General features: G+C 43.1%; 23 protein-coding genes. 9 read left to right on the plus strand and 14 right to left on the minus strand.

The window, feature by feature from the left end:
* Positions 1–394: 394 nt before the first annotated feature.
* Positions 395–613, plus strand: a complete 219-nt coding sequence (locus GSY63_RS07270) for a VF530 family protein (RefSeq protein WP_166585137.1) — start codon at positions 395–397, stop codon at positions 611–613.
* Positions 614–698: 85 nt separating this feature from the next.
* On the opposite strand, the gene GSY63_RS07275 is transcribed toward GSY63_RS07270, so the two are convergent.
* Positions 699–2,003: a DEAD/DEAH box helicase gene (locus GSY63_RS07275; protein ID WP_166585138.1), complete on the minus strand. Its 1,305-nt coding sequence runs from the start codon at positions 2,001–2,003 to the stop codon at positions 699–701.
* Positions 2,004–2,188: 185 nt separating this feature from the next.
* Here GSY63_RS07275 and GSY63_RS07280 point away from each other — a divergent pair, with 185 nt between their 5' ends.
* Positions 2,189–2,671, plus strand: coding sequence for a hypothetical protein (locus tag GSY63_RS07280; protein ID WP_166585139.1), 483 nt, complete (start codon positions 2,189–2,191; stop codon positions 2,669–2,671).
* Here GSY63_RS07280 and GSY63_RS07285 read toward each other — a convergent pair whose 3' ends face one another.
* A complete protein-coding gene (locus tag GSY63_RS07285; protein ID WP_166585140.1) occupies positions 2,672–3,055 on the minus strand; it encodes a hypothetical protein in 384 nt (127 codons plus the stop codon). It lies immediately after the preceding gene.
* A gap of 1 nt (position 3,056) precedes the next feature.
* Positions 3,057–3,746 (minus strand): class I SAM-dependent methyltransferase, encoded by a 690-nt coding sequence (locus GSY63_RS07290; RefSeq protein WP_166585141.1) that lies wholly within the window; start codon positions 3,744–3,746, stop codon positions 3,057–3,059.
* A gap of 58 nt (positions 3,747–3,804) precedes the next feature.
* On the opposite strand from GSY63_RS07290, the gene GSY63_RS07295 reads away from it, so the two are divergent.
* From GSY63_RS07295 to GSY63_RS07305, 3 genes are all read left to right on the plus strand, one after another.
* Positions 3,805–4,512 (plus strand): DUF92 domain-containing protein, encoded by a 708-nt coding sequence (locus GSY63_RS07295; RefSeq protein WP_166585142.1) that lies wholly within the window; start codon positions 3,805–3,807, stop codon positions 4,510–4,512.
* A gap of 212 nt (positions 4,513–4,724) precedes the next feature.
* On the plus strand, positions 4,725–5,840 hold the full coding sequence (gene dinB, locus GSY63_RS07300; RefSeq protein ID WP_262887345.1) for a DNA polymerase IV: 1,116 nt from the start codon (positions 4,725–4,727) through the stop codon (positions 5,838–5,840).
* Positions 5,841–6,106: 266 nt separating this feature from the next.
* Positions 6,107–6,658, plus strand: a complete 552-nt coding sequence (locus GSY63_RS07305) for a uracil-DNA glycosylase family protein (protein WP_166585143.1) — start codon at positions 6,107–6,109, stop codon at positions 6,656–6,658.
* Between the two features lie 111 nt (positions 6,659–6,769).
* On the opposite strand, the gene GSY63_RS07310 is transcribed toward GSY63_RS07305, so the two are convergent.
* The 6 genes from GSY63_RS07310 to GSY63_RS07335 are packed head-to-tail and all read right to left on the minus strand — an operon-like array spanning position 6,770 to position 16,279.
* Positions 6,770–9,136 (minus strand): hypothetical protein, encoded by a 2,367-nt coding sequence (locus GSY63_RS07310; RefSeq protein WP_166585144.1) that lies wholly within the window; start codon positions 9,134–9,136, stop codon positions 6,770–6,772.
* A gap of 21 nt (positions 9,137–9,157) precedes the next feature.
* On the minus strand, positions 9,158–10,348 hold the full coding sequence (locus GSY63_RS07315; protein WP_166585145.1) for a DUF4249 domain-containing protein: 1,191 nt from the start codon (positions 10,346–10,348) through the stop codon (positions 9,158–9,160).
* Positions 10,349–10,356: 8 nt separating this feature from the next.
* Positions 10,357–11,553, minus strand: a complete 1,197-nt coding sequence (locus GSY63_RS07320) for a DUF4249 domain-containing protein (RefSeq protein WP_166585146.1) — start codon at positions 11,551–11,553, stop codon at positions 10,357–10,359.
* Complete coding sequence (locus GSY63_RS07325) at positions 11,550–12,746, minus strand: DUF4249 domain-containing protein (protein ID WP_166585147.1); 1,197 nt, start codon at positions 12,744–12,746, stop codon at positions 11,550–11,552. The genes GSY63_RS07320 and GSY63_RS07325 overlap by 4 nt, the downstream gene beginning before the upstream one ends.
* A 4-nt stretch (positions 12,747–12,750) precedes the next feature.
* On the minus strand, positions 12,751–15,471 hold the full coding sequence (locus tag GSY63_RS07330) for a TonB-dependent receptor (RefSeq protein WP_243749183.1): 2,721 nt from the start codon (positions 15,469–15,471) through the stop codon (positions 12,751–12,753).
* 55 nt (positions 15,472–15,526) lie between these two features.
* Positions 15,527–16,279, minus strand: coding sequence for a hypothetical protein (locus tag GSY63_RS07335; protein ID WP_166585149.1), 753 nt, complete (start codon positions 16,277–16,279; stop codon positions 15,527–15,529).
* A gap of 224 nt (positions 16,280–16,503) precedes the next feature.
* On the opposite strand from GSY63_RS07335, the gene GSY63_RS07340 reads away from it, so the two are divergent.
* Positions 16,504–17,379 (plus strand): ATP-grasp domain-containing protein, encoded by an 876-nt coding sequence (locus GSY63_RS07340; RefSeq protein WP_166585150.1) that lies wholly within the window; start codon positions 16,504–16,506, stop codon positions 17,377–17,379.
* Positions 17,380–17,520: 141 nt separating this feature from the next.
* Positions 17,521–18,111, plus strand: a complete 591-nt coding sequence (gene ruvC, locus GSY63_RS07345; RefSeq protein WP_166585151.1) for a crossover junction endodeoxyribonuclease RuvC — start codon at positions 17,521–17,523, stop codon at positions 18,109–18,111.
* A gap of 84 nt (positions 18,112–18,195) precedes the next feature.
* Here the strand turns inward: ruvC and GSY63_RS07350 are convergent, their stop codons facing one another.
* From GSY63_RS07350 to rsmA, 4 genes are all read right to left on the minus strand, one after another.
* Positions 18,196–18,615, minus strand: coding sequence for an HIT family protein (locus GSY63_RS07350; RefSeq protein WP_166585152.1), 420 nt, complete (start codon positions 18,613–18,615; stop codon positions 18,196–18,198).
* A gap of 113 nt (positions 18,616–18,728) precedes the next feature.
* Positions 18,729–19,202 carry a transcription elongation factor GreA gene (gene greA / locus GSY63_RS07355; protein ID WP_166585153.1) on the minus strand — a complete coding sequence of 158 codons (474 nt, stop codon included), beginning with the start codon at positions 19,200–19,202 and terminating at the stop codon, positions 18,729–18,731.
* Positions 19,203–19,412: 210 nt separating this feature from the next.
* On the minus strand, positions 19,413–20,348 hold the full coding sequence (locus tag GSY63_RS07360) for a 2-hydroxyacid dehydrogenase (RefSeq protein WP_166585154.1): 936 nt from the start codon (positions 20,346–20,348) through the stop codon (positions 19,413–19,415).
* Positions 20,349–20,661: 313 nt separating this feature from the next.
* Positions 20,662–21,441: a 16S rRNA (adenine(1518)-N(6)/adenine(1519)-N(6))-dimethyltransferase RsmA gene (gene rsmA, locus GSY63_RS07365; RefSeq protein WP_166585155.1), complete on the minus strand. Its 780-nt coding sequence runs from the start codon at positions 21,439–21,441 to the stop codon at positions 20,662–20,664.
* A 142-nt stretch (positions 21,442–21,583) separates the two neighbouring features.
* On the opposite strand from rsmA, the gene pdxA reads away from it, so the two are divergent.
* The gene (gene pdxA, locus GSY63_RS07370) at positions 21,584–22,639 is read left to right on the plus strand and encodes a 4-hydroxythreonine-4-phosphate dehydrogenase PdxA (protein WP_166585156.1); all 1,056 of its coding nucleotides are present in this window, start codon (positions 21,584–21,586) and stop codon (positions 22,637–22,639) included.
* 108 nt (positions 22,640–22,747) lie between these two features.
* Positions 22,748–23,929 carry a DUF5009 domain-containing protein gene (locus tag GSY63_RS07375; protein ID WP_166585157.1) on the plus strand — a complete coding sequence of 394 codons (1,182 nt, stop codon included), beginning with the start codon at positions 22,748–22,750 and terminating at the stop codon, positions 23,927–23,929.
* 148 nt (positions 23,930–24,077) lie between these two features.
* Here the strand turns inward: GSY63_RS07375 and GSY63_RS07380 are convergent, their stop codons facing one another.
* Positions 24,078–24,587, minus strand: coding sequence for a DinB family protein (locus GSY63_RS07380; RefSeq protein WP_166585158.1), 510 nt, complete (start codon positions 24,585–24,587; stop codon positions 24,078–24,080).
* Positions 24,588–24,590: the final 3 nt, after the last annotated feature.

Raw genomic sequence — 24,590 nt, forward strand, 5'->3', positions numbered from 1 at the left:
CTTCCTTCCCGACTTTCTAAGAACTTTCGCTCCCTTTAGAAGCGGCTGCAAAGATGAACATCTTTTCTGAAATCTCAAAATGTTTTTTTAACATTTTTTTAACCCCTTTTTAACCCCCTCTTTGCACCTTCAATGAACATCCCGCTATCTCGTTTGCGGGCTGCAAAGATGAGAACTTTTACTTGTTTTCCAAATTGTTTTTAGAAAAAAGTTGAAATAATTTACCTGCATTAAAACACACCATAAACAGCACACTGATTATCAGGCATTAACAGAATAACAATGCTGCCATATTTTTAAACATCCGCCGATAAAAGCCTTCACCAGCCTTTTATATATTATATAAAGCAGCTCAAAACAGCATATCTTATTAATGGAGTTGTACATTTGAAACATGCAGCAACAACCCAATAATCCGCTTCATGGCAAAACGTTAGAGACTATATTAAATGAGTTGGTGGCTTATTATGGCTGGCCCGAGCTGGGTAATCGTATCCGGATCAATTGTTTTAATGATAATCCGAGCGTAAAATCGAGCCTGAAGTTTTTAAGGAAAACTGATTGGGCAAGAAAAAAGGTGGAAGACCTTTACGTTTCCACCCCGTTTAAATGAGATTAGTTAATAGTTGATGGTTCAGCCGGACTTAACCAGATACCGACCTCCTACCAGGAACCATATCTATATGCTATCGACTAAATTAATGTTTCCGCTTATTGCTCATTTTGGCTTTTAGGCCTGCGCGGTAGTTATACGTTTTAGCGTTGCTGGCTTTCTTTTCGTGGAAAGCAGCGCCAGGTGCGTTCTCATCTGCTTTGGCAGCGGCAGCTTTCTTCTCTTCGGCAGTGGGCGCTTTGCGCTCTTTTTCTATGATCAGGTCTTCGGGCAGTTCGCCCAGTGGAATTCTGGTGCCGACAGCTTGTTCTATTTTCTTTACCTGGGTAAGCTCCAGATCGGTGGCGAAGGTAATGGCCATGATCTCGTCTTCCACCTCGGGTGAATGGTTGATCATTCTTTCTATGTAGATGTCCTTTTCTTCCGGCAATTCGAAATGGATCAGGAACGGAATATCATCCAGATCGAGCTTTTTCCCGGCATCGTTCACCACGATTAATACCTGGAAATCCGTGGCCTCTTTAAAATCATGTATAGAGTCGAAACTATTCAGTTCGAAAAACCACGAATTAAGCAGGGCTACTCCCGTTTTACGGTTCTGTAAAGTTTTATAGAGTTTTTCGGCCGTTGGGCGGGTATTAACAAATACGGCTACTTTGGTAAACAGCTCATCGTCCTGCATAAACAAGTTAAGCAGGTTTACTTTGGTGCCGAAGTTGGGTACATGGTACAATACCTGCGGATGGGTTTCAAACAAGGGTTCGCCTATTTCTTCAATCTCAATGGTAGCGGGCTGTTTCATAAAGGGCGCTATCATCTTGTTCAGCCTATCGTGCACAACTTCGGTAAATACCAGGTGCTGGCATTTTGGGATACTGTTGGCCAGTTCGGCTACGGGTAGTTGCAGGCCTTGCTTTACAATCAGGTCGGCATCATCCAAAACAAGCAACTCTATTTTATTTACGTCGAGGCCGAGTTTCAAATAAATGGCGCGGGCCCTGTCGGGAGTAGCTACAACTATATCGGCGCCATCTGCCATGGCATCCATCTGCGCTTCGATACCGGGAGCGGCAAACAGGCCAACGACAGAAATGGATTTGTTGTTATTTAACTGACTGATCTGTTCGATCACCCTATCTACACTTTCCTTATCGGGCACCAGGTACAATACTTTGGGGATACCATCGGGCGTGTAGTTAAACTTGTTTAGCGCGGCTAATATAGCGGTGGTAGATTTTCCGCAGCCTTCGGGGCCTACAACAATTACATCCTGACCGCCTACTATACGGGCCATGGTTCTTTGTTGTACTTCTTTAGGACCGTGATACCCAGCTTGGGTTACCGACAGTACTAATCCTTTTTTCAGCTTCAATTTCTCTGACCACGCCATACATTTCTATTTTTAAAATCCCGAAGGGGCGACAAATTTACCCTTTTTAAGGCGCATTTTTGGTATCAGAGAGAAATTGGTTTAAAATAGGGGCTTAATATCAACACTTTACAGCTTACGTTGTCTACCAGTTATTGGAAATGTGTTATTAACTCATTATAATTACTACTCCTTAACACAAGTTCATGCGCTCATCCTATTTTATAGTTTTTGCTTTTATAGCCCTTACTGCTTGCAAGCAGACCAAACCGCATCAGCTTTCGATTAAAAAGAAAAAAACTAGAGTCCAACACGCTTATATCCCCGCAAAAATTTCGGGCGATACATTAATTATTCGTTCTACCTCGGCAGTATTTATTGATCCGGACACAATCCGCATTGAAAAAGAAAAGAAAGCATTAGGAGAAGATGATTTCTATGCTGCAGCCGATGATAACGTTTATTATATGAGCACGGCCGAAGATTATTTAAACAAGCACAAGATTAAGGTAGAACATATCGGCGATCAGAAATTCGTGAAGTTTATACAATCCAATAATTCATCAACTCTTGTCAAGGTTGACACTTTAACTTCGATTTGGAGCCTCTATTTATTTAAACCCACGAAAGATCCCATGGATTTAAGCCCAGTGGAAATCGAAGAACTTTATAAGCTATACTTTAAATAACTAAAACTCATCCCCCGGACTCAACACCTCCAAATCAGGCGCATCTATAATTAACAGACGATTGTCTGCATCAATCTTGAATGCCCAGGTCTCTTTATCAGCGTAGTTTTTCTTAATGTCCGAACATGTATAGAAATAGTTTCGGGTATAGGTGAGTGTCACTTTGCCGTTTTGAGTTGACGGATTGTAAGTTGCTTCTGTTATATCGAAGCCTTTGACTTCGATACCGCCCTCCACTTCGTGATAAGATAGCAACTGTTCTATTATAGATTTACGGTTGGCTTCGGTATTGATCACGTTATTCAGAAAGTCTTTATCATTAATCTCCCCGCTTTGCAAACGCTGATATTCTTTTTCGTCGAAACCGAATTTAAATACTGCCATATTATACTACCTGCGTTAAGCGTGCCAAATATTGTCCGTACTCGTCCTCTATTAATACGTCCATATTAAAACCCATTTCTTCGGCTACGGCCTGCAGGGTATGCTCATCAATATATAGCCAGTTAAACCAATCCGACGTTTGCTTATTGTACTCATATTGATATTGAATTTCGCCATAATAGCCTTCCGTTGGCAAGTTACCTTCATACAGGTATGCCACGTCCGACGAATCGAACAGCAATTGCGCATCCTCCGCCATCAGTGTTTTAAAATGTATGAGCAGGCGTTTCAGGTTTTCGATAGTTCCAGCTAAACCAATACCGTTCATCAACAACAGTAAGGTATCGTACTTGCCTTGATTAAAAGTATAAATATCTGCCTGCAAAACATGGTTTACGCCACGGTCTTTCATTACCTGCACCGAGAGCGGCGAAATATCTATGGCCGTAACCTCATGACCTTCCTGCTGTAAAAACAAAGCATGGCTGCCTGCACCGGCACCAATATCCAGCACCTTACCCCTGCATTGTTCTACCGCCATCCACTCCAGGTCGGGCATATCATCTTCTTCCCTAAAATAAGTGGCAATGGGCATTTCCTCTTTCGGCCCATATTTATTATGGATCCAGAGTTTGTGTTTTGCCTTCTCGGTGTAATAGCCGTGCAGTGCCTGGCCTAAAATGTCGCTCATTAAGGCAAAGGTATAAAGCCTGAACCATTGATGTTATATTTGGACTACAATTTAAAGCATGCCCATCCAAAATTACATTGTTTACCTGTTCCTGATACTGGGGATGCAGCTGAGCGTCCGCTTTAAAAAGCTGACCGTGCCAGCAGCCATAACAGGGGGTATAACCGGTTTATTAATTTTTCAGGGAGGCGGACTAACCGGCTTAGCCATGCTTACCCTTTTCTTTATTTTAGGCTCGGTCGCTACCGGTTGGCAAATACGCAGCAAACAACAAATTGGCGCAGCCGAACGGGACAAAGGACGAAGAACCAGCGGGCAGGTATTGGCAAACGGCGGCATAGCCGCAATATTGGGCGGCGTAACATGGTTAATGCCACAAACGGCGGCTGTACACCATTTAATGATGGCCGGAAGTCTAGCTGCTGCAACGGCCGACACCCTATCGTCGGAACTGGGTACTGTTTACGGGCGCCGGTTTTATAATATCATCACCTTTAAAAAAGATCAGCGGGGGTTGGATGGCGTAATTAGTTTAGAAGGTACTTTGATAGGTACAGTCGGTGCAGCCTTAATTGCCATCGTTTATTCTATTGGTTTTGGCTGGGGAATTAATTTTTGGTGGATTGTAATAGCTGGTGCCGTAGGTAATATTTTCGACTCGGTATTAGGCGCAACTCTAGAGCGGAAGAACCTTATTGGTAATAACGTGGTTAATTTTTTGAATACATTGATTGGGGCTGTAGTTTGCTTTTTGTTGATGCTGTAGGCAGAAGGCTTCTTAAAAGCGTATTGGAATGCGCGATTCCCTCCCTTGGGAGGGTGCAGGGAGGGGTTTCTTCGATTTAATTACGACAAGGCCCCTCCCTGCCACTGCACAAACCGATTGCGCCCCTCCCGAGGGAGGGAATATAACAACTCCGTCCAATCATCGGTTATTACTCTTCCAAAGGAGGGATTTTTATTACCAACTTTGTAACGTTGACACCAGACACCGAAAATATCGCCCACCGAAAAATCATCCATATTGATATGGATGCCTTTTATGCTTCGGTTGAGCAGCGGGATAACCCCGAACTGCGGGGCAAGGCTTTGGTGGTTGGTGGTTCGCCCGAAGGGCGGGGCGGTGTGGTGGCTACTGCGAGTTATGAAGCGCGCAAGTTTGGGGTGCGGTCGGCTATGCCATCAAAAACGGCGCAGAAACTTTGTCCGCATGCCATATTTGTACGGCCGCGTTTTGCAGAGTATAAAGAAGTTTCGAGGCGCATAAGGGAAATATTTTCGAGGTATACGGATTTGATCGAACCGTTATCGCTGGATGAAGCCTACCTTGATGTTACCGAAGACAAACTGAATATTGGCTCGGCTATTGAAATTGCGCAGCAGATAAAGCAGGCGATAAAAGATGAGCTGAACCTTACCGCCTCTGCCGGGGTATCTATTAATAAATTTGTGGCGAAGATTGCTTCGGATATCAATAAACCCGACGGGCTGAAATTTATTGGACCTTCGGCAATAGAGCGCTTTATGGAAAAACTACCGGTGGAGAAATTTCATGGCGTGGGTAAAGTAACCGCGCAAAAAATGAAGGGTATGAACCTGCACACCGGCTTCGACCTGAAACAACTGAGCGAAGATGAGATGATCCGCCACTTTGGTAAAGCAGGCAGGTTTTACTACCAGATTGTACGGGGTATTGATAACCGCGCCGTGCAACCTGACCGCGAAACCAAATCAATGGGGGCCGAAGATACCTTTGCCTACGACCTGAGTGATACTACCGAAATGCACGCCGAACTGGATAAATTAGCCGTTAAAGTAGTTGAGCGCCTGCAGCGTTATCAACTGAAAGGTAGAACCGTGACGCTGAAAGTTAAGTACAGCGATTTTAAACAAATCACGCGGAACCAGTCTTTCCCCACTCCAATCGGCGATCTGGAAACTATCCAACAGGCGGCTAAACAACTCCTCACCCAAATCGATCCTGATAAAAAGGTGAGGCTGCTAGGCATCTCGTTATCCAATTTTAATGAGGCAGCAACGGTTGGAGCGAACGAACTACACGGGCAATTGCGGCTCTTTGGCGACCAGGAATAATTTAGATTTGCCAACTTACAAGACCTGTAAATTAGACTTATAAGTCAGTAAAGTGGTGCATGTATCACTTTTTTAACAGAAGCATCAAATTCCAACTTATTAGTTATCAGATAAATGAATTAAAAACCAATACAAAAATGACTTATAAGTTGGAACACAGTGGTGCATGTGGAACTTTGCACCATGCACCACCGGCTGCCAGAACAAAAAGCTTTGTCTGAATATGTTTTAGTAATTTGCGCAATTCCAATAATCAGCAAAAAATTATGGCCATCATACAACACAAGTTCAGGGATCACCAGGTTAGCCCGCAAACAGAAATTTTAATACTCGGCACCTTTACCCCCGATCTGGCTGATGGCCCCGACTTTTTCCATGGCCGCCAACGCAATTTTCTATGGCACCTGTTGCCCATCTGCTGGGGAATGGAATCTTTAAAGGATGCTCCGCTTGCCGACAAGCAAAATTTGATGGCAAAATACAAAGTTGATTTTGCTGATGTTATCCAATCATTAGAAATACCCGATGGCGAAGAACTAAATTCCGATGACGCCTTCGAAGACAGCCACGTGCACGAATGGAAAGATGTTATTGCCCTGATTGACACCCTGCCGAATTTAAAATCGGTTTACTTTATCCGTAAAACTTTTAACGGTATCCCTAATATTCGCGGCCAGGTGGTGGCTATTGCTAAACATTGCCAGCAAAAAGGCATCCGCATGTGCAAGCTCGAAACCCCGGCCAAATTCTTCAGCGAAGAAAAACAAAAACAGTGGATTGATACCATTGTGCTGGAGAAGACCTGTTTGAGAGCGTAAACACGTTTAACCTGTACATGTTTTTCGGGTGTCATGTTGAGGCTCTCGAAACATGCGGGCGAGGCCTCTGCGCTCATCCTTCGAGTGCCTCAGGATAACAGCCTTCTCATCTTATTTATTTACCTCAAAGGTCACATACCCGCTACCTGCTTCGCCGTTTTTGGTGATACCTTGTATAATAACTATGTATTTTCCGGGCTGATCTGAGGTATAAAATGTGGCCTGATTTTTACCGTTGATATCTGTGTTCGCATTTGGCAGCCAGTAAAGCACATTTCTAAAATCGGGCATGTGGCTATTGATCTGGGCATCGGTATCGTATACCGGCGAATAAAATTTGCGTTGCAACTGCATCCCTTCATAATCGAGTACTATCGCCCTTGGATCTAGCTCGATGCCGCCGAGGTCGCCTTTATAGGTTACGAAACTAAAGATCCCATCGTTAGAGGTAGGCTCATAAAAATAACGATTGCGCACCACCTCGAGCCTGTTGACTTTTAAGGGATCAATGGCCATCACTTTGTCGGTATTGAAAATCGGCACACCGTCTACCATTACCAGCGGGTCGTAGCCTAACACCCCGGTTTCGCCAATCACCTTAATATGATAATGATTTTTGGGTTTAATAATATTTACCTCGGTTACGTACTCCCGTAAAACTTCCTCCATGGTGGTGAAGCGGGTAAAGTCGTCGAGCTTGTAACTTTTGTAAGGTTTAAAGTAAAACGCAGCGCTATCCACCTGCGGGTCGTAAAACTGCTTTAGTTTACCTGCCGCGTACAGGTTTTGCACCTGCATACCAACGTTATAACTTTCTAATAATGATGGCGCAATGCTGGTCAGCTTAAAATCTGGATAAACTGTTGTTGAAGATTGCTCCGAAAACGGGCTTAATATCTCGATACGGTATGTGCTATCCTTTTCGGTATTGGTTTGTACGATGATTTCGCCGGGACCATACATTTCTTTGGTATTAAATATCAACCGGCCTGTTGAGTCGCTCAACGCCGGGTACATCTGCACCCTTCTGCCCGGGACACCCAGATAAGCAATTACGCCTTTGGCCGGGGTGTTGTCTACACTGCTTACTATTTTACCGATAACAAGATGTCCGTTATACTCGGGCAAAAATTTGAATGATGGTGCCGCATTGCTTAGCACATTTGTCCATTCAAACTGGCGCCAGCCTTGGGTGAGCATCAGGTTATCGAGCGCTTGGTCAGTCTCGGCATTAGTGTTAGCGAAATAATAGGCAGGTGATTCGATGCCACCTTTTAATTCGGAGGTTAGCCACAGATAGCTTTGAATATCCATTTGCTCTGGCTTCTGCAAAGAATAGATGCGGAAAACGGCCATCGATAAATCGGCTGTTACTGCCTTGCCATCCTGCGTTTGGGTGCTAAAAGCAACTCCAGCTTTTTTCCGAATTCCATATCCCGGTTGTACCGAACTGGCCTGCACCACCAACTTTTGCTTCGGCCTTATAAAATATAAACGCTCGCATACCGGTTGTTGCGAACTGTTAAATACGGTGAAATGGGTGATACCCCCTTCGAGCTTAGTTTTATCAATAGAAAATGTAGCCGAACCATTATTAATAGACATGCTTTCGGCGGCTTTCACTGTTCGGGCTGCGTGGGCGAACAAATAAACCGGACCCGGGATATTACTATTTATCTGTATGTTTAACTTTCCGGCCCCTGCATCTGTAAGGATCATGGCATAGCCTTCTTTTGCAACTGCAGGAAGATTCCTCACCATGCTTTTACCCGCAGACTTAATTACTGCCCGATAGGTTTCGCCTGCTGTGGGAGTAAGCATAAAACTGCCCATACCAAACTTTAAAGATCGGAACCTTACCAGTGTATCATTGCGTTGATTTATTACCGCACCTCTTAAATCGGCACCCTTGCCATTGTTATCTATAATTTTAAAGGCAACTTTATTAGCAACGTTGCCAAGTAGTGTGCCTCCTTCGGGGAAGAACTGCACGTCGTAATCACCATCAGCCGCTTTAGCTGCCTGCACGTCGGGCGAGCGCAAAGGGTTTACAATACTAATCTGCTTCTCGAAATAATAATCCGGCCCATAGTTTTTCATCCAGCTGGTATAAGCCCGAAGCTTATAATTACCATTGGTTAAATTAACCGGAATGTATAGCGAACCATTACCACTAGCCTGGTTAAGGGCAATTTTGGCTTGTAGAACGGGGCTATTGCCCTTATCTAATATATCTATATAGGCTGTTTTGCTAATGGTTAATGGCTTGTTAGTTGCGCCGTCAACATCATAGATTTTCAGCCAAAGGATTTCGCCTGTGAGGTAAAAGCTTTTGTCGGTATGCACAAAGAGTTTCTCGTGCAGGTTTTTTTGCTGATAGTTGTTGAAACTGCTTTCGATCGTGCTAACCTGAGCCTTTGCCCCAAAAGCAGTTGCAAGGCAAAAGAGAGTTAACAGTGAATATATTTTTGTCTTCATGTTGAAATGAATAAGCTCTATTTATAATACGTCAGGCCAATATGGCGGTTTAACATTTCGGCCGCCCTTCATTTTCACCCTGCAATCAACACATTCCGCTCCGGTGTATAGATAACCAAGTATTCTACCAGGTAGCCCATAGTCTGATGTAATCAGTGAATCTCCTCTAGCGAAAGTGTTGTTCAAACGCACTCCGTAAGTATCATCAGGGCTAAACTGTATTGCCTTTTGTTTACAATCCGAACTATCTGGCGGCGGGTAATAAACTGCGGAAGAAATAGGTAACGAATTGTGCCCAATTAAGAAACGCTTACTCGTAACCGACGACGCACCAATGTATCCTAAAACCGGCTCGTTGGCATCATTCAAATTATGCAGATTCCCTGTAAGGGCCGATGGCTGGGCATCGAAAATGCTTCCTAGCTGCTCGGTGTTCTTTTTAATTTTTTGCCAGTATTCATAGGCTTCTTTAGTTAAAGCATATTGTTTCAGCAACATACTGTATCCCTGTGCCAACTTACCCGAAGACTGATCGACATAGGCAATGGGCTGATTATTGATAACCGATTGACTTAACCCTGCCGAAGAGCCTAGTAATATTTGATTCGAATGTCCGTCTATCCAGCAATGAAATATGTCTTCGCCCACACGGGGCACAACTTTATTATTTACTGCATCGTATTTGTAAAGTGTTTGATAATATGAAACGTATTCCCATGTTTCGTCAAAATCCCAACGGTAATATTTGATCTGGTTTGTCGGGTCATGCGCGTATGTATATAGCTGGATGCCGGTGCCGGTTACGGTATAGCTAATGCTATCTATAGGCGGCGTGGTAAGTGCATCCACATAATCGGATACATATTCCTTCTGGTCTTTAGTTACAATATGCAACCGGCACTTTTGTACATTTTTTAAATTGAGCGCAGCCTTATACATTCCACTTGCTAACTCTGGCAGCGCATATTGTATATTCTTATCATCTTCCACATAAACTTTTGCACCCGTTTCGTTTTTCCGTTTAGTACTGTCGCTTAATTGTGTGGTACGGCTTAGTTTAATGATGGTTGTGTCGGCACCCGTATTTATATTACCTTCTACAACCAGGTAATTAACGTCGCTGGCAACAACATCGGGGGCAAACGGCCGCTTGCAGCTATAAATTAGCAGCAATAGCATAATTCCCGTAAATAGTTGCCTGGTATTCTTCATATTAAAATTTATAAAACGTCTGGCCAATACGACGGTTTAATATTTGTGCCGCCTAACAATTTTACGCGACAATCCACACATTCTGATGACGCATAGTTATATCCTATTAAAACACCGGCAGACCCGTTGTCATCAGTCAATGTGAAATTACCACTGCTCATCGCCGCTTTTAAACGAGCGTCGAAGGTATTCGCTGGGAGCAGATTTATTGTCCCTCCTGTACAATCCCCAGCCCCAGGTGGTGGGAAATAGCTCTGCGAATACAAAGGGATAGCATTATGCCCGATCAAAAAACGCTTAACAGACACCGTTGATGCACTGATATAACCTAGCACGGGTTCTTTAGCGTCATTTACATTATGCAGGTTGCCGGTAAGTGCAGACGGCTGAGCATCAAAAATGCTTCCGAGCTGTTCGGTGTTCTTTTTTAGTTTCTGCCAATATTCGTAAGCTTCTTTGGTTAATCCATATTGTCTTAATAACATACTGTAACCGTGGGCCAACTTGCCGGTTGACTCATCAACATAGGACACAGGCAATGCAGATACAACCGCCTGACTTAACCCGGCTGTGCTGCCCAGCAAAACCTGCGTTGATGGGTTTGTTTTCCAGCAGTTATAGATGTTTTCGCCGGCACGGGGCACTATTTTATTATTGATTGCATCGTATTTATAAAACGATTGCAGCAATGCCACGTATTGCCATGTTTCGTCGAAATCCCATCGATAATACTTTACTGTGCCGGTTGGGTCGTGCGTATTGGCATAAAACTGCGCTCCTGTACCAGTTATAGTATAAGTTATGCTATCAATAGCCGGGGTTTTGATGTTATCCACAAAGTCTGAAACATATTCCTTTTGGTCTTTAGTTATAATATGCAGGCGGCATTGCTGTGTGGATTGCAAGTTTAACGGTGCCGATTTATAAAGTCCATTACCAAACTCCGTCAGATTGTGTCGCCGTCCGGTATTATCTTCTACATACAATGATGCACCAAGCTCCTTTATTGTTTTAGCGCTATCGGCCAGATTGGTGGTTCGACTCAGCTTTATAGTTGTAGAGTCGGCCCCGGTATTTATTACACCTTCCACAACTAAATAGTTAGGGGCGCTGGATACCACATTTGGCGTATATACCTTTTTGCATTGCCATGTACACACCGCAATTACAACTACTAAGACGATATAAAATCTATTTTTGATCATAGATAACCCGGCCAATAAGAAGGCCTTTTATTTGTTCCATTTTTAATTTTCAACCGGCAATCAACGCAGTTTGCCTGCGCATAATTATAGCCTATTAATTTACCATCGGGCTTCCGCTCCTCCACTTCTATCAACAGGCTATCTCCCTTAGAAAATTTGTTATGCGCCCGGGTATCGAAAGAATCGGTAGGATCCAGGGGAATAAAAGCCTTCCCACATTCATCTGCATAAGGCGGCGGAAAATATGAGGTACCCGGAAGTGTAAGATTGGTAGGATCGAAAAGTATACGTTTGGTAGTTATACCAGACGCGCTTACAAAACCTAAAACAGGCTCATCTGAATTGGCAACGTTATGCATGTTACCTTTCAGGTCCGAAGGTTGCGCATCAAAGATACTGCCCAGTTGTTCCGTATTCTTTTTCAATTTTTGCCAATACTCGTAAGCCTCTTTTGTTAAACTGTATTGTTTAAGTAATAAGCTATAGCCGTGGGCTAACTTTCCCGAACTGATATCGACATAACCCACCGGCTCATTATTGATAACCGATTGACTTAAACCTGCAGTGCTGGCTACCACAATAGCTAATGCCGGAGCCTGCGCCCAGCAACGATAAATATCTTCTGTGGCCAGATCCCGGTACTGGATCTGGTCATTTACGTATTTTAAACGGCTTTGGTAAAAGGATACATACTCCCAGGTTTCGTCATAATCCCAACGGTAATATTTAACCGTGTTTGTAGGATCATGGGTGGAAGTATAAAACTGGAGGCCGTTACTTAGAACCGTAAATTGGAGGCTATCTATTGGTGGCGTTGTTAGTACGGGTATTACATCAGAAGCATATTGCTGCTGATCTTTAGTTGTAATATGCAGCGTACAGGTTTTAGAGCCTTGCAAGATAAGCTGAGCTTTATACACGCCTTTCGATTCCGGGATAAAACTATACCTGATATTGTTATTATCTTCCACATATAAGGCAGCACCATTTTCCGCCTGAGTTTTTGCGGTATCGTTAAGTTGAGTCGTCCGGCTTAATTTCAAAGTGGTAGTATCGCCGCCGGTGTTGAGCGTTCCTTCTACAACCAGGTAATTAGAGGGTTTATTGATCACCTCGGGCGTAAATGGCTTTTTACACCCCCACATAGTAGTGAGAGTTATAAATAAACCGGTTAAAATGCCCCTGCGTTTCATCTCCTTAAAACCTGATGTTATAATTTATAAATGGAATAGCTGTTGCAAAAATTGATAGCTGATAACCGGTTATAGTGCCCCCACCCGACGTGAAGTAGGTTGAGTAGGCATTTTTTCGACCGGTTAAGTTGTACACCCCCAGTGTCCAGGTGTTATGGGTTTTCTGATGTACACGGTGGTTGCCCTCTATATTGATAGAAAAGTCGGACCGGAAATAATCGGGTACACGGTACTGATTCCTGTCCGAATAATAAACCCTTTCCGAGCCCGCATAGTCATACTTGGCAATAGGCAGCGTAATTGGCCGGCCTGTACTGTACACCACGTTTAATGAAACGCTGTAACGGTGAGTAAAACGATAGTTACCCGTGAAATTAAAGTTATGCGGTTTATCGTAGTTAGCTGGATAATAGGTGCCCTCGTTAATCAGCTCCCCGGCGTTCGGATCATCTTGTTTTAAGAAAGTGCGCGAGTAAGTGTAGCTCGTCCAGCCGTTTAACTTGCCTACGTTTTTGCGCAGTAAAAACTCAATACCATATGCTTTACCTCGGGTGTTTAGTACATCTGTTTCGATATGATGGTTCACTACCAAAACGGCACCACTCTTATAGTCGAGGTAATCTTTTATGCGTTTATAGTAAACCTCAACAGAAGTTTCGATTGTATTCGATTTGAAATTTTTATATAAACCGAAAGACACCTGGTCGCCGTATTGCGGCTTGATGTTGGGGTCGCTTAGTTTATATACATCTGTTGGCGAAATAGCTGTAGTGTTGGACAATAGATGAATGTATTGCCTTAAAGTATTGTAACCTGCTTTTACCGAAAAGTCGTCGGTGATGTTATATCTGCCCGATACCCTGATCTCCGGACCGCCATACGTTTTAATAACTTTATTCTTACCATAGCTGGTGCTATCAACCAAAGAATTCTCTGTTTTAGGCTGACCATCTGCATACTCGTATACCGTATGCGGGCCTAGGTAATTATATAGCGAATAGCGTAAGCCAACGTTAAAAGAAAGATTGCTGGTTACATCGTATTTATCGCCAAGATATAATGCACTTTCCAGCGCACGCTCCGGCTCTAACATATCTGGCACTACTAGTGATTTATTACCCTCAGGTTCCAGATCGCCACCGTTTAAATGGTAAAGCAATGTACTTATACCGTAGCTAAGGGTATGTTTGGGGCTTAGGTAGTACGTAAAATCAGCCTTGGCATAAGTTTGACTAACATTAAAATTAAGCTTGTAGCCGTTAACCTCATTTCCTTCGCTCGCTACGTTGTACTTATAATCGTCGACACCTACCGATATCAGGCTGAACAATTTATTATTATAAGTATGTTTCCATTTTAAACCTGCGTTTCTATTGCTGTAGCCATAAGTAGTATCGCTGTTTAACCTAAAGGCATCATGGCTGATGTAGCCCGTAAAATAAAGATTGTTTTTTTCGTTGATCTGATGGCTGATATCCAGGTTAAGATCATAAAAAGAAGCGCTGCTGTTTTTGTACTCATCGGGCAATAGTTTCAGCAACCAGTCTGAATACGTGGTACGCCCTCCGAAAATGAAAGAGGTTTTATCTTTAACAATAGGCCCTTCTATATTAAGTCTACTGGTAAGCAACCCGATACCCGCCGAACCGGTGAATAGCTTTTTATTACCCTCGCGGTTGGTAACATCCAACACCGACGACAGGCGACCACCAAAGCGCTCGGGAATACTGGCTTTATATAGTTCAATGTTCTTAACGATATCGGGGTTAAAGGCTGAGAAGAATCCAAAGAAGTGGGCTGGATTATACACTGTAGCATCGTTTAACAATATCAGATTTTGATCGGCCGCACCACCGCGCACGTTAAAACCTGTTGTAGCTTCACCCACAGATGTTACACCTGGCAATGTTAAAACCACGCGTAATACATCAGCTTCGCCAAATACTGCCGGTACTTGCTTAATGCTTTTAATATCCAGCCTTGTAGCACCCAGTTCCACACTGCGCACGTTAGCCACTTTATCAGCAGAAACTTTTACTTCTTTAAGAGTTGTTACCTGCTCCTGTACCTCTATATTTAGGTTACCGTCGGAGTACATGGTTACTTGCCTGCGGGTATCGCGCATACCCAGCGCCTTGATATTAATCACGTTACGGCCCCTTGGCAGGCTAAGTGAAAAATATCCAAATTGATTAGTTGCTATGCCATTTTTTGAGTTGAGCAGCGTAACACTAGCCCCTACTACAGGTTCCCCTGTTTTAATATCGCGGATGTAGCCTGCCAGCGTAACGTTGCCTCCTTTAACGTTATTGGTTTTTATACCTACCTCATACAACTTATTTTCTGTAGTAGCATTGGCCACCTTTTTTTCGGCAAGCTCCGTGTAGTCGGGCACCACCACTATGGCAGCCGCTCCTGATACGCCAGCGGCCGAACTACCTTTACCATAATAGCCTGTGGCGAGTTGAGGTTGCAGCTCATGCTCGCGTGTCAGGAAAACATCGTGGTCGCTTGTAATCGCAAAATGATAATTGGTATTGGCAAATGCCTGGTTAAGCACTGCTTCCAGTGGTTTATCAGTGAGTTGCAGGGTTACGCGCAAACTATCAAACTGGGCGGCATCATAATAAAAGTGATAGCCGGTTTTGGTTTGCAGGTCGGTTGCTACCTGGCCTATGGTTGCCTGCTTAAAATCGACGGTGATGAGCTTTGTACCTTGCGCCATCACTAATGTGCAATTAAAAAAAAGGTACAGTAGCAATAGGTAAGGTTTTCTCATACTAGCTATTTATTCGGTCATAGTATCCGGCTACACTCGTCAATGCCTCAACAGGCGCTTTCCTGAAATTTATATTGTTGGTTTTTATATACTGCTGCAGTTCTTTTTTACGGTCTTTAAGCAGTTTTAACACATCTCCTTCGCTACTTACTTCGTGGTATGAGCCTCCCTTTTTAATGTAGTACAGGGTTTTAACTTTTGTGAAATAGGTTTCGATATCATTGCCAGATGATTGGTTCTGGATGCTTTTGGAGTACCTGGCCAGCGCCTCGGTTTTACCACCGTACATCTGCTCATAAAATCCTGACGCAAAGGAACCAGCATTAACCACCGTATCTGCCGATACATATACAAAATGATGACCTGATAGGTCGAAGCTCCCCACGCGTTCGCTTGCTAAAACATATTTAGTGAAGTTATTATATAGTTGCACCGCAAGCACATCCTTATACATATCATACATCATAGGCACCTTGGTGTAGGTGTAACCATCAAACGTAACCGTGCCCGGCTTTACATCTGTAAGATCTTGAAAATAAGGGTTATTTTTTATCACCGGGCTGTACGGCGTGTACTCTGCGCCATTGTAAAGCCGCGATTGCTGCCCCACAGATTTATTATAATAGTTTACCACATAGCTTTCTACAAAACTATTTGCATTACTATCTAGGCTGGCCTTTTGGGCGAAGCTTTGGTTTATACACAGAATGAGCAACAGGCTAAAAGCCAGCGCGTTTATAATTGGTCTTTTCATTGCAGTGAGAGAAGAGGATTGCAATATGCTGAGACACAGTGTCTCGCTTCAAATCTATAATTAAATACTATTACAAGATATGATTATTTATAAAAAAATGACTTTAAAGTTCGCAAAAGTTGTAACAAACTTGAGTCATTAGCTGTTATGTATATCCATTTAATACCCCTCCGGCGTTTTTAGCACGTATTGGCTCGATTGAACGATTACTAAATTGATACATTATGCAACCTTTTGTTATTTCAAACCAGCATCCCGATTGGGTTAAGCCGCTTCTTATTGCCTTAGATAAACGCGGTATAATTTATAAAACCGAAAACCCGGTCCATCATTTTTTTGCTATTGAAGATAAGACACCGAGGTACGGCATATTCTTTAACAGTATGAGCCCCGATGTTTATCTGCAACATTGCGGTGTGCAGGAGATATTTCATACCTTGAGCCATTTAAAACACCTGGAAAACCACGGCGTACGAGTAATTAACGGGTACCGTGCTTTTGCACATGAAACCTCCAAATCGCTTCAACTTATTTTGATGCAGCAGCTATGCATCAAACACCCGAAAACCCATGTAGCCAGCGATGTATCTCAGATAGAGGCAGCAACGGCAGGCCTTCGTTTTCCGGTTGTTATTAAAGCTAATGTTGGTGGCAAAAACGAACCGTTAACGCCTTTCGGTTCAATTGAAGAAGTTCGAGAAGCGATAAAAGCAAACCAAATCGGCTTAGCAGCCGACCATACGTTACTGTTACAAGAATTTATACCGGCGCGTGGTGGGTACACCCATCGTGTGGAAACGCTCGGTGGTAAATATTCATACGCCGTCCGCAAAAATGATTCAAAGGCCGATGCTTATATCCCATCGGCCGAAGTGATTAAAACTGTTGAAACCATTGTACAGATGGCAGGTGTTGACATAGGTGGTGTTGAGTATGTGATTGACGACCGGAATGGCGATATACTATATTATGAAGTAAACACCCATGCCGATTTTGTACCTGATGTTGCGAACGTTACCGGCTTCGACCCATACGAACGCGTGGCTGACTATTTAGAAAACGAGATTATTAGAAGAGCGGAAGATATAGCGGTAGTGTAAGTTGGTTATCGGTTATCTGTTGTCGGTTGTCGGAAAAAACGAGATTATCATTTAACATCAGCTAGAGAAGCCAAGCATGTTCATTCAAATTACAGACAACGGATAACCGACAACTGACAACCTAAATTGTATATTTACCGCATGGGATTGCCAGGCAGCAAGGAGCGGATTATTTTGGGTATCGACCCCGGTACCTCTGTTATGGGTTATGGATTGGTTAAGGAGCTTGGTTCTAAAACAGAGCTGATCAGTATGGGGATCGTTAAAATTCCCGCTGGCGATGACCATATGCTGAAACTTCAGCGCATTTTCGAAAAAACGGTTGCGCTGATAGATAACTATCACCCCGATGCTTTAGCTATCGAAGCCCCTTTTTACGGTAAAAACATACAGGTAATGCTTAAACTGGGCCGTGCGCAAGGGGTTGCTATAGCTGCAGCCTTATCGCGCAATATCCCGGTTAACGAGTATTCGCCCCGTAAAATAAAGCAGGCTATCACCGGTAATGGTAACGCTACCAAAGAGCAGGTTGCCGCCATGCTGCAGCAGCTATTACAATTTAAAGAAACTCCCGAATTTTTAGATGCTACCGATGGACTGGCCGTTGCGGTATGCCACAGTTTTCAAAAGATAACCACAGGCAGGGGAAGTAAAATTAGCTATTCTGGCTGGGAATCTTTTGTGAAAGACAATAAGGCGCGGGTAAATGCGCCTATTAAGTTTAAAAAGTAGCTGTTGGTTATTGAGTTATTAGGTTACTAAGTGTTACTTTGCTTAGAGCCATCCCCAATAACAAATAACTAAACAACCCAGTAACTACGCCTCTTCCTCTGCAATTTCGTTGTGTATTGCGGCTTTTATTTTAGCGGCAGTTGCGGCTAATTCATCGCTACTAAAAGATAACTTCGGACGAGAGAAATCAATATCGCTTACCTTGTTGATAGGGATAAGATGGATATGTGCATGCGGTACTTCGAGCCCGATTACTGCAACCCCAACTTTTAAGCATGGAATAGCACGTTTGATACCGATAGCCACAATCTTGGCAAACATTTGCAACCCTGTGTAAGTCTCATCATCCAGATCAAACAGATTATCAACTTCCTTTTTAGGTATCACCAACACATGCCCCTCCGCCAACGGACTAATATCCAGAAAAGCCAGGTATTCATTACTCTCGGCTACTTTGTGTGCGGGTATTTCGCCTGCTATAATTTTAGAAAAAATGGTTCCCATGATTGGTTGATTGGTTGATTGAGTGAGCAGTTGATTAAGTTAGAGGCTCAAACTAAATTGATTAGGTTGAACAAGTTAAACCACTTAACTCAATCAACCTAATCAACTATTCACTACCTACTAATTTCCAGAATTTCAAATTCCATTTTACCGGCAGGTACGGTGATCTCTATAGTTTCACCCACCTTTTTGCCCAGTAAACCTTTAGCAATAGGCGACGCCACCGAAATCTTACCCGTTTTAATATCTGCTTCGTTTTCCGAAACCAACTGATAACTCATGGTAGCACCATTTTTTATGTTTTTTATTTTAACTACAGATAATGCGAGCACTTTAGATGTATCAAGTTTAGATTCATCTAGCAAACGTGCATTGGCCAATAATTCGCCTAACTTGGCAATTTTAGCTTCGTGCAAACCCTGTGCTTCTTTTGCTGCATCGTATTCTGCATTCTCGGAAAGATCTCCCTTATCGCGTGCTTCTGCTATGGCCTTAGCTATGTTAGCACGGCCTGTAGTTTTTAAAAACTGTAACTCTTCCTTTAAATTTTCTAAACCCTCTTTGGTGTAGTATGCAACATCTGCCATAACTCACTAATTATTTTAACTACTATTCTTAATGTCTTTAAATAAAACCGCCCTTCCGGCTTTACAGTACGCAAGGGCTTTAAAAACAAACAAGACTATAACGGCATCGTAACCGGCATAGTCTTGTTTGGTGTAAAACGAAGATAAGCGATTTAGATATTAATATCCAAATTTTTTAACTGTCGATTATTTACGTGTGCTTATAAACAGCTATTGTGCTGTAAATGTTTTCAATTTATCGGCAAGCACCTCGCTAATGCGGCGGTACGAGTCGAAAGTCCATCCGGCTACGTGTGGGGTCAACAATACCTTGCCCGAGTTACGCAATTCTTCATACCAAGCTTGCTCGCCCAAGGCCGGGAATTTTTCAGTCTCCAGCACATCCAAACCTGCTCCTAATATTTTGCCTTCTTTAATGGCATTCAGCACCGATTGCGTTTTTACAATTGGGCCGCGGGCAGTGTTTAAAAAGAATATTGGCTTGCGGAAATGGAACAGGTATTCGTCATCAACCATCCCTTTAGTTTCACGGGTTAAGGGGATGTGTAAACTCAGCACATCGCTTAGTTTGACAATTTGCTCCATGCTAACCTCGCGCGCAAAGCCATCGCTGAAGCCGGTTTTATATTTATCGTAGGCAATAACATCAACCCCAAAGCCCGAAAGCTTTTTAGCAAAGCTGCTCCCCATAAAACCATATCCAATAATGCCCACGGTTTTACCCCTTAGCTCAAAACCGCGGTTAGCCTCGCGGCGCCACTCGCCATTACGCACTTCCGTATCAGCACGGTTAAAGTTGTTCATTAAGGATAACAGCATACCAACAGCATGCTCACCCACAGCATCGCGATTACCTTCGGGTGCGTTTAGCAGGGTGATACCTTTTTGCAAAGCGTAGGCCTCGTCAATATTATCCATACCGGCACCGGCACGCGCAACAAATTTCAGGCTAGTCGCCAAGTCGATCACCTCTTTACTTACCTGAAATTTAGAGCGGATAGCTAAACCCGCGTATTCGGGCAAAATAGCCAACGCTTCCTGAACCGTAATTTTAGGGTGATAATTGCATGTATATCCTAAAGCTTCAGCACCTTCCATAAAGGCCGGATGCAGGTCATCTACAATGAGTATCGTTTTGTTATTCAACTTAAGATGTTTTGATTAAAATAATGTGAATGTGCTATTTAAAAAAATGCGATGATAATTGCCATCGCAATACCATTTACAGCCAATCCAATTTTGTGAACTTTTGTAGACTTATATCTAAATGTGTCTATTAAAAATAAAACAAACCCTAACAGAAGAGCCAAAATCTCAACAAGAAAGGATCCAGGCGGCGTGTGGCTGTTTGATGGAAACTTTACCCCCGCAAACACAGCTAAGATTAAACACCCGAAATAGAATATGTAATAAGTAATCTCTCTTGTGCTCATTTATATAACATTAAACTATCTTGATTTTATCTATTTGCCGAGATCTTGTTAGTCAACTCTACAAAGTCAGCAACAGTAAGTCTTTCTGCACGTAATTCGAGCAATGGTTCTTCGCCCATTTTTTCTTTGTTGATCAGTGACGATAAAGCATTGCGCAAGGTTTTTCTTCGCTGATTAAAGCCAGCTTTTACTACCTGCCAAAACAGTTTCTCGTCGCAATCCAGGGTAAAAATCTGGTTCCGTGTTAACCGGATCACACCCGACAATACTTTTGGCGGCGGATTAAAAGCCCCGGCCTTAACCGTAAACAAATATTCTACCTTATAATAAGCCTGCAAAAAAACACTGAGTATGCCGTATTCTTTACTACCCGGCTTGGCGGCGCAGCGTTCGGCTACTTCTTTTTGGAACATGCCCACAACCTCTACCACCTGATGGCGGTTATCCAGTACTTTAAATAAAATCTGTGAGGAAATGTTATAGGGAAAGTTGCCGATAATGGCGAAGTCTTCTTTAAATATCGTACTGAAATCCATTTCCAGGAAATCGGCGTTGATAATGCGCGTGGCGGCGGCTGGATATTGTTTCAGCAGAAATTCGTAAGATTCAGTATCGATATCGATGAGGTAGGTTTCGTATTCCGTTTTTTGCAGCAACACATCCGACAGGATACCCATGCCCGGCCCGACTTCGAGTACCTGGTTAAATCCGCGTTCGGGGGTAAGTCCGTTTACAATGCGTGCAGCTATGTTTTTATCAGTCAGAAAGTGCTGACCCAGGTGTTTCTTGGCTCTGACCAATGACATATTCGTGAGTTTATTTAGTGCAAATTACGTGATATTTACGCTTTTGTCATGAATATTGGCGTTAAAATCTTTTATTTGCAGCGGTGAAGGTGATTTCTGCCATAGCGGTTGAATCATTCGCTATCGGTGTAATTCTGTAAGTATGAGCGAAAAAATTAAAATAGGTATCAGTATTGGCGATGTAAACGGCATCGGGCTCGAAGTAATTATTAAAACCCTGGCCGACGCGCGCGTTTTTGATTATTGTACGCCTATTGTATACGGACATACTAAAGTTGCATCTTTTCACCGCCGTATGAGTAATGTGCACGACCTCAATTTTAACGTCATTAGCAGTGCATCTCAAGCTGTAGCCAAAAAGGCCAACATGATTAACTGTTGGGAAGAGGATGTGAAAATTGAAGTAGGCGTGGCTAACGAAACCGGAGGCAAATACGCTTTTCTTTCTCTACAACGCGCTACTGACGATTTAGTAAATGGCGAAATTGACGCACTGGTTACCGCACCTATCAACAAGGAGAACATCCAGAACGAGAACTTTAAGTTTCCGGGCCATACCGAATATTTGCAGGAACGTGATAATGCGCCCGAATCTTTAATGTTTTTGGTGAGCGACAGCCTGAAAGTTGGCGTGGTTACCGGCCACATACCGGTGAGCAAAATTGCCGAAAGCATTACCGTTGAAAAGATATTGAACAAGCTGAAGTTGATGAATACATCGCTGCAGCAGGATTTCTGGATCCGCAAACCGAAAATTGCTGTGTTAGGACTAAATCCTCATGCCGGTGATAAAGGGTTAATTGGAACAGAAGAGCAAACCATTATTGAGCCAGCGATTGAAGAAGCCCGTGCTAACGACATCCTGGCATTTGGCCCTTACCCGGCCGATGGTTTTTTTGCTAACGGCACTTATATGCAGTTTGATGCCGTGCTGGCCATGTACCACGACCAAGGCTTAATTCCGTTTAAAACCATCGCTTTCGAGTCGGGGGTTAATTATACTGCGGGGTTAAAATTTGTGCGCACATCGCCAGATCATGGTACCGCTTATGACATTGCTGGTAAAAATCAGGCATCGGAAATATCTTTCCGCGAGGCCGTTTTCACCGCTATACATATTGTTAAACACAGGCAGGAAACAGCCGAGCTTAACGAAAATCCTTTGAAATTTACCAAACTAAGCCGCGACAGAGACTAACCGTTTTTCGTCACAATCTTTGTCACAATTAACTTACAGGATACAGTTTTAGTGTAAAACTTCGTTTTCATTAAAACAAAAACATACCCGAAAACATCTATCTACCTAATGAATAATGTTTACAACCGGGTAAGGTCAATTGATGCGTTCCGCGCGGTTACTATGTTCCTGATGATCTTTGTTAATGATCTGGACGGAATACCCAAGGTGCCACACTGGCTGAAACACGCCGGAGAAAATGTTGATGCACTTGGCCTTGCCGATACTATTTTTCCAGCCTTTTTATTTATAGTAGGCTTATCAATACCATTCGCTTTTGAAAAACGGATGAAATTGGGCGACACCAAGATCCCGATGCGGATCCTTACACGCTCATTTGCGCTGATACTTATAGGTTTTTATCATGCCAATATGGAAACCTATAATGAAAAAACAGCCCTGTTGCCCGAACCTGTTTGGGAAAGTTTGCTTACCATCAGCTTCTTTTTCATATTTCTGGATTACAGCCAAACCTCTAAAATTAAACGGTATATACTACAGGGATTCGGTATTGCTTTGTTGATACTGATGTCTTTCTTATACACCACAACAGATCCGGGCCAAACATGGCTACACCTAACATGGTGGGGTATATTGGGCTTAATTGGATGGTCGTACCTGTTGTGCAGCCTTATTTACTATTATTCCGACGGCTTATTATGGGTGCAGGCAGCTGCCTGGATTTTCTTCCTGTTCTTTAACCTCGATTTCCACTTCGGCATGCTCGACTTTCTGAGCGGCGTTCAAAAATATGCCTGGATTGCAGGTAATGGTGCTATGCAGGCCTTTACCATGGCGGGTATATTTGTTTCGGTAATGTATATGCGCCTAAAAGAAAGCAAGGAAATTAAGCTGCTTTGGGTGGGCATGATCCTTTTGGCCATTATCTTATTTAACCTTGGCTTTATAGTACGCTTCTTTAGCGGGGGTATTTCTAAAGCACATGATACTCCTTCGTGGGTATTTATTTGTACCGGTATCAGCTTAATAGCCTATGCGTTTTTTGCCTTCGTGGTAGATTTCAAACATAAATACAACTGGGTAAAAATCATAGAACCAGCCGGCAAGCAAACATTTACCTGCTACCTGGTGCCTTTCATTTTTTACCCCATGTATCAAATGACCGACCTTGGCTACCCCGAATACCTGAGCGAAGGCATGGGCGGTCTGATTAAAGCTCTTGTCTTTTCGTTCCTGATGATATGGCTTGCCGGCTTGCTAAATAAGATTGGTATTAAGTTGAAGATATAATTTGGTGAATGGTTGATTATGTTGAATAGTTCTCGCTTAAGAGCCATTCAGCTTAGTAAGTATTTGAGTTGATTATATGTGGTTGAATGAGTGGTTTCGATTTGATAACTAATCAACTTAGTGAACTCAATCAACAAATCACGTCAAATTAATACCTTTCCTTCAAAATATTCATATGATGGATCTCATGTCCCGCCATGGCGTAAAGCAACGCTTTAACAGTTATGGTATAATCTGAAGCCTTCCCCCTGATCTCCAATTGCTCTGCACTAAGGTTATTGATTACATACATATTTACCTGGCGAAGCATCTTGAACTCCTCGGCCAGATCTTGTAAGGTACGGCTGGCAACGTTGTTCGAGGCTTCATATTCATCCTGATCGAAGCCGGGCAATACTTGCTGCTCGCCTCGCGCAAAACAAAGCAAACGATAAGCAAATACCCTTTCCGTATCGCTCATGTGCCCAATCAATTGTTTAATGGTCCACTTACCTTCGGCATAAGCATAGTCTGCTTTTTCGGCAGGCAAGGCCATTAAATAGGTATAGGTATCGTCTTTCAGGCTGTTTAATAATCCGATAATATCGCCCTTGTTGCTTGCAGCTGCTATATAGCCAGCCTGCATAGGCGAATAGTCTGAAGGAAGAGGTGCATTCATGAT

Source organism: Mucilaginibacter agri, from assembly GCF_009928685.1.
In the GTDB taxonomy this organism is placed as follows: Bacteria; Bacteroidota; Bacteroidia; order Sphingobacteriales; family Sphingobacteriaceae; genus Mucilaginibacter; species Mucilaginibacter agri.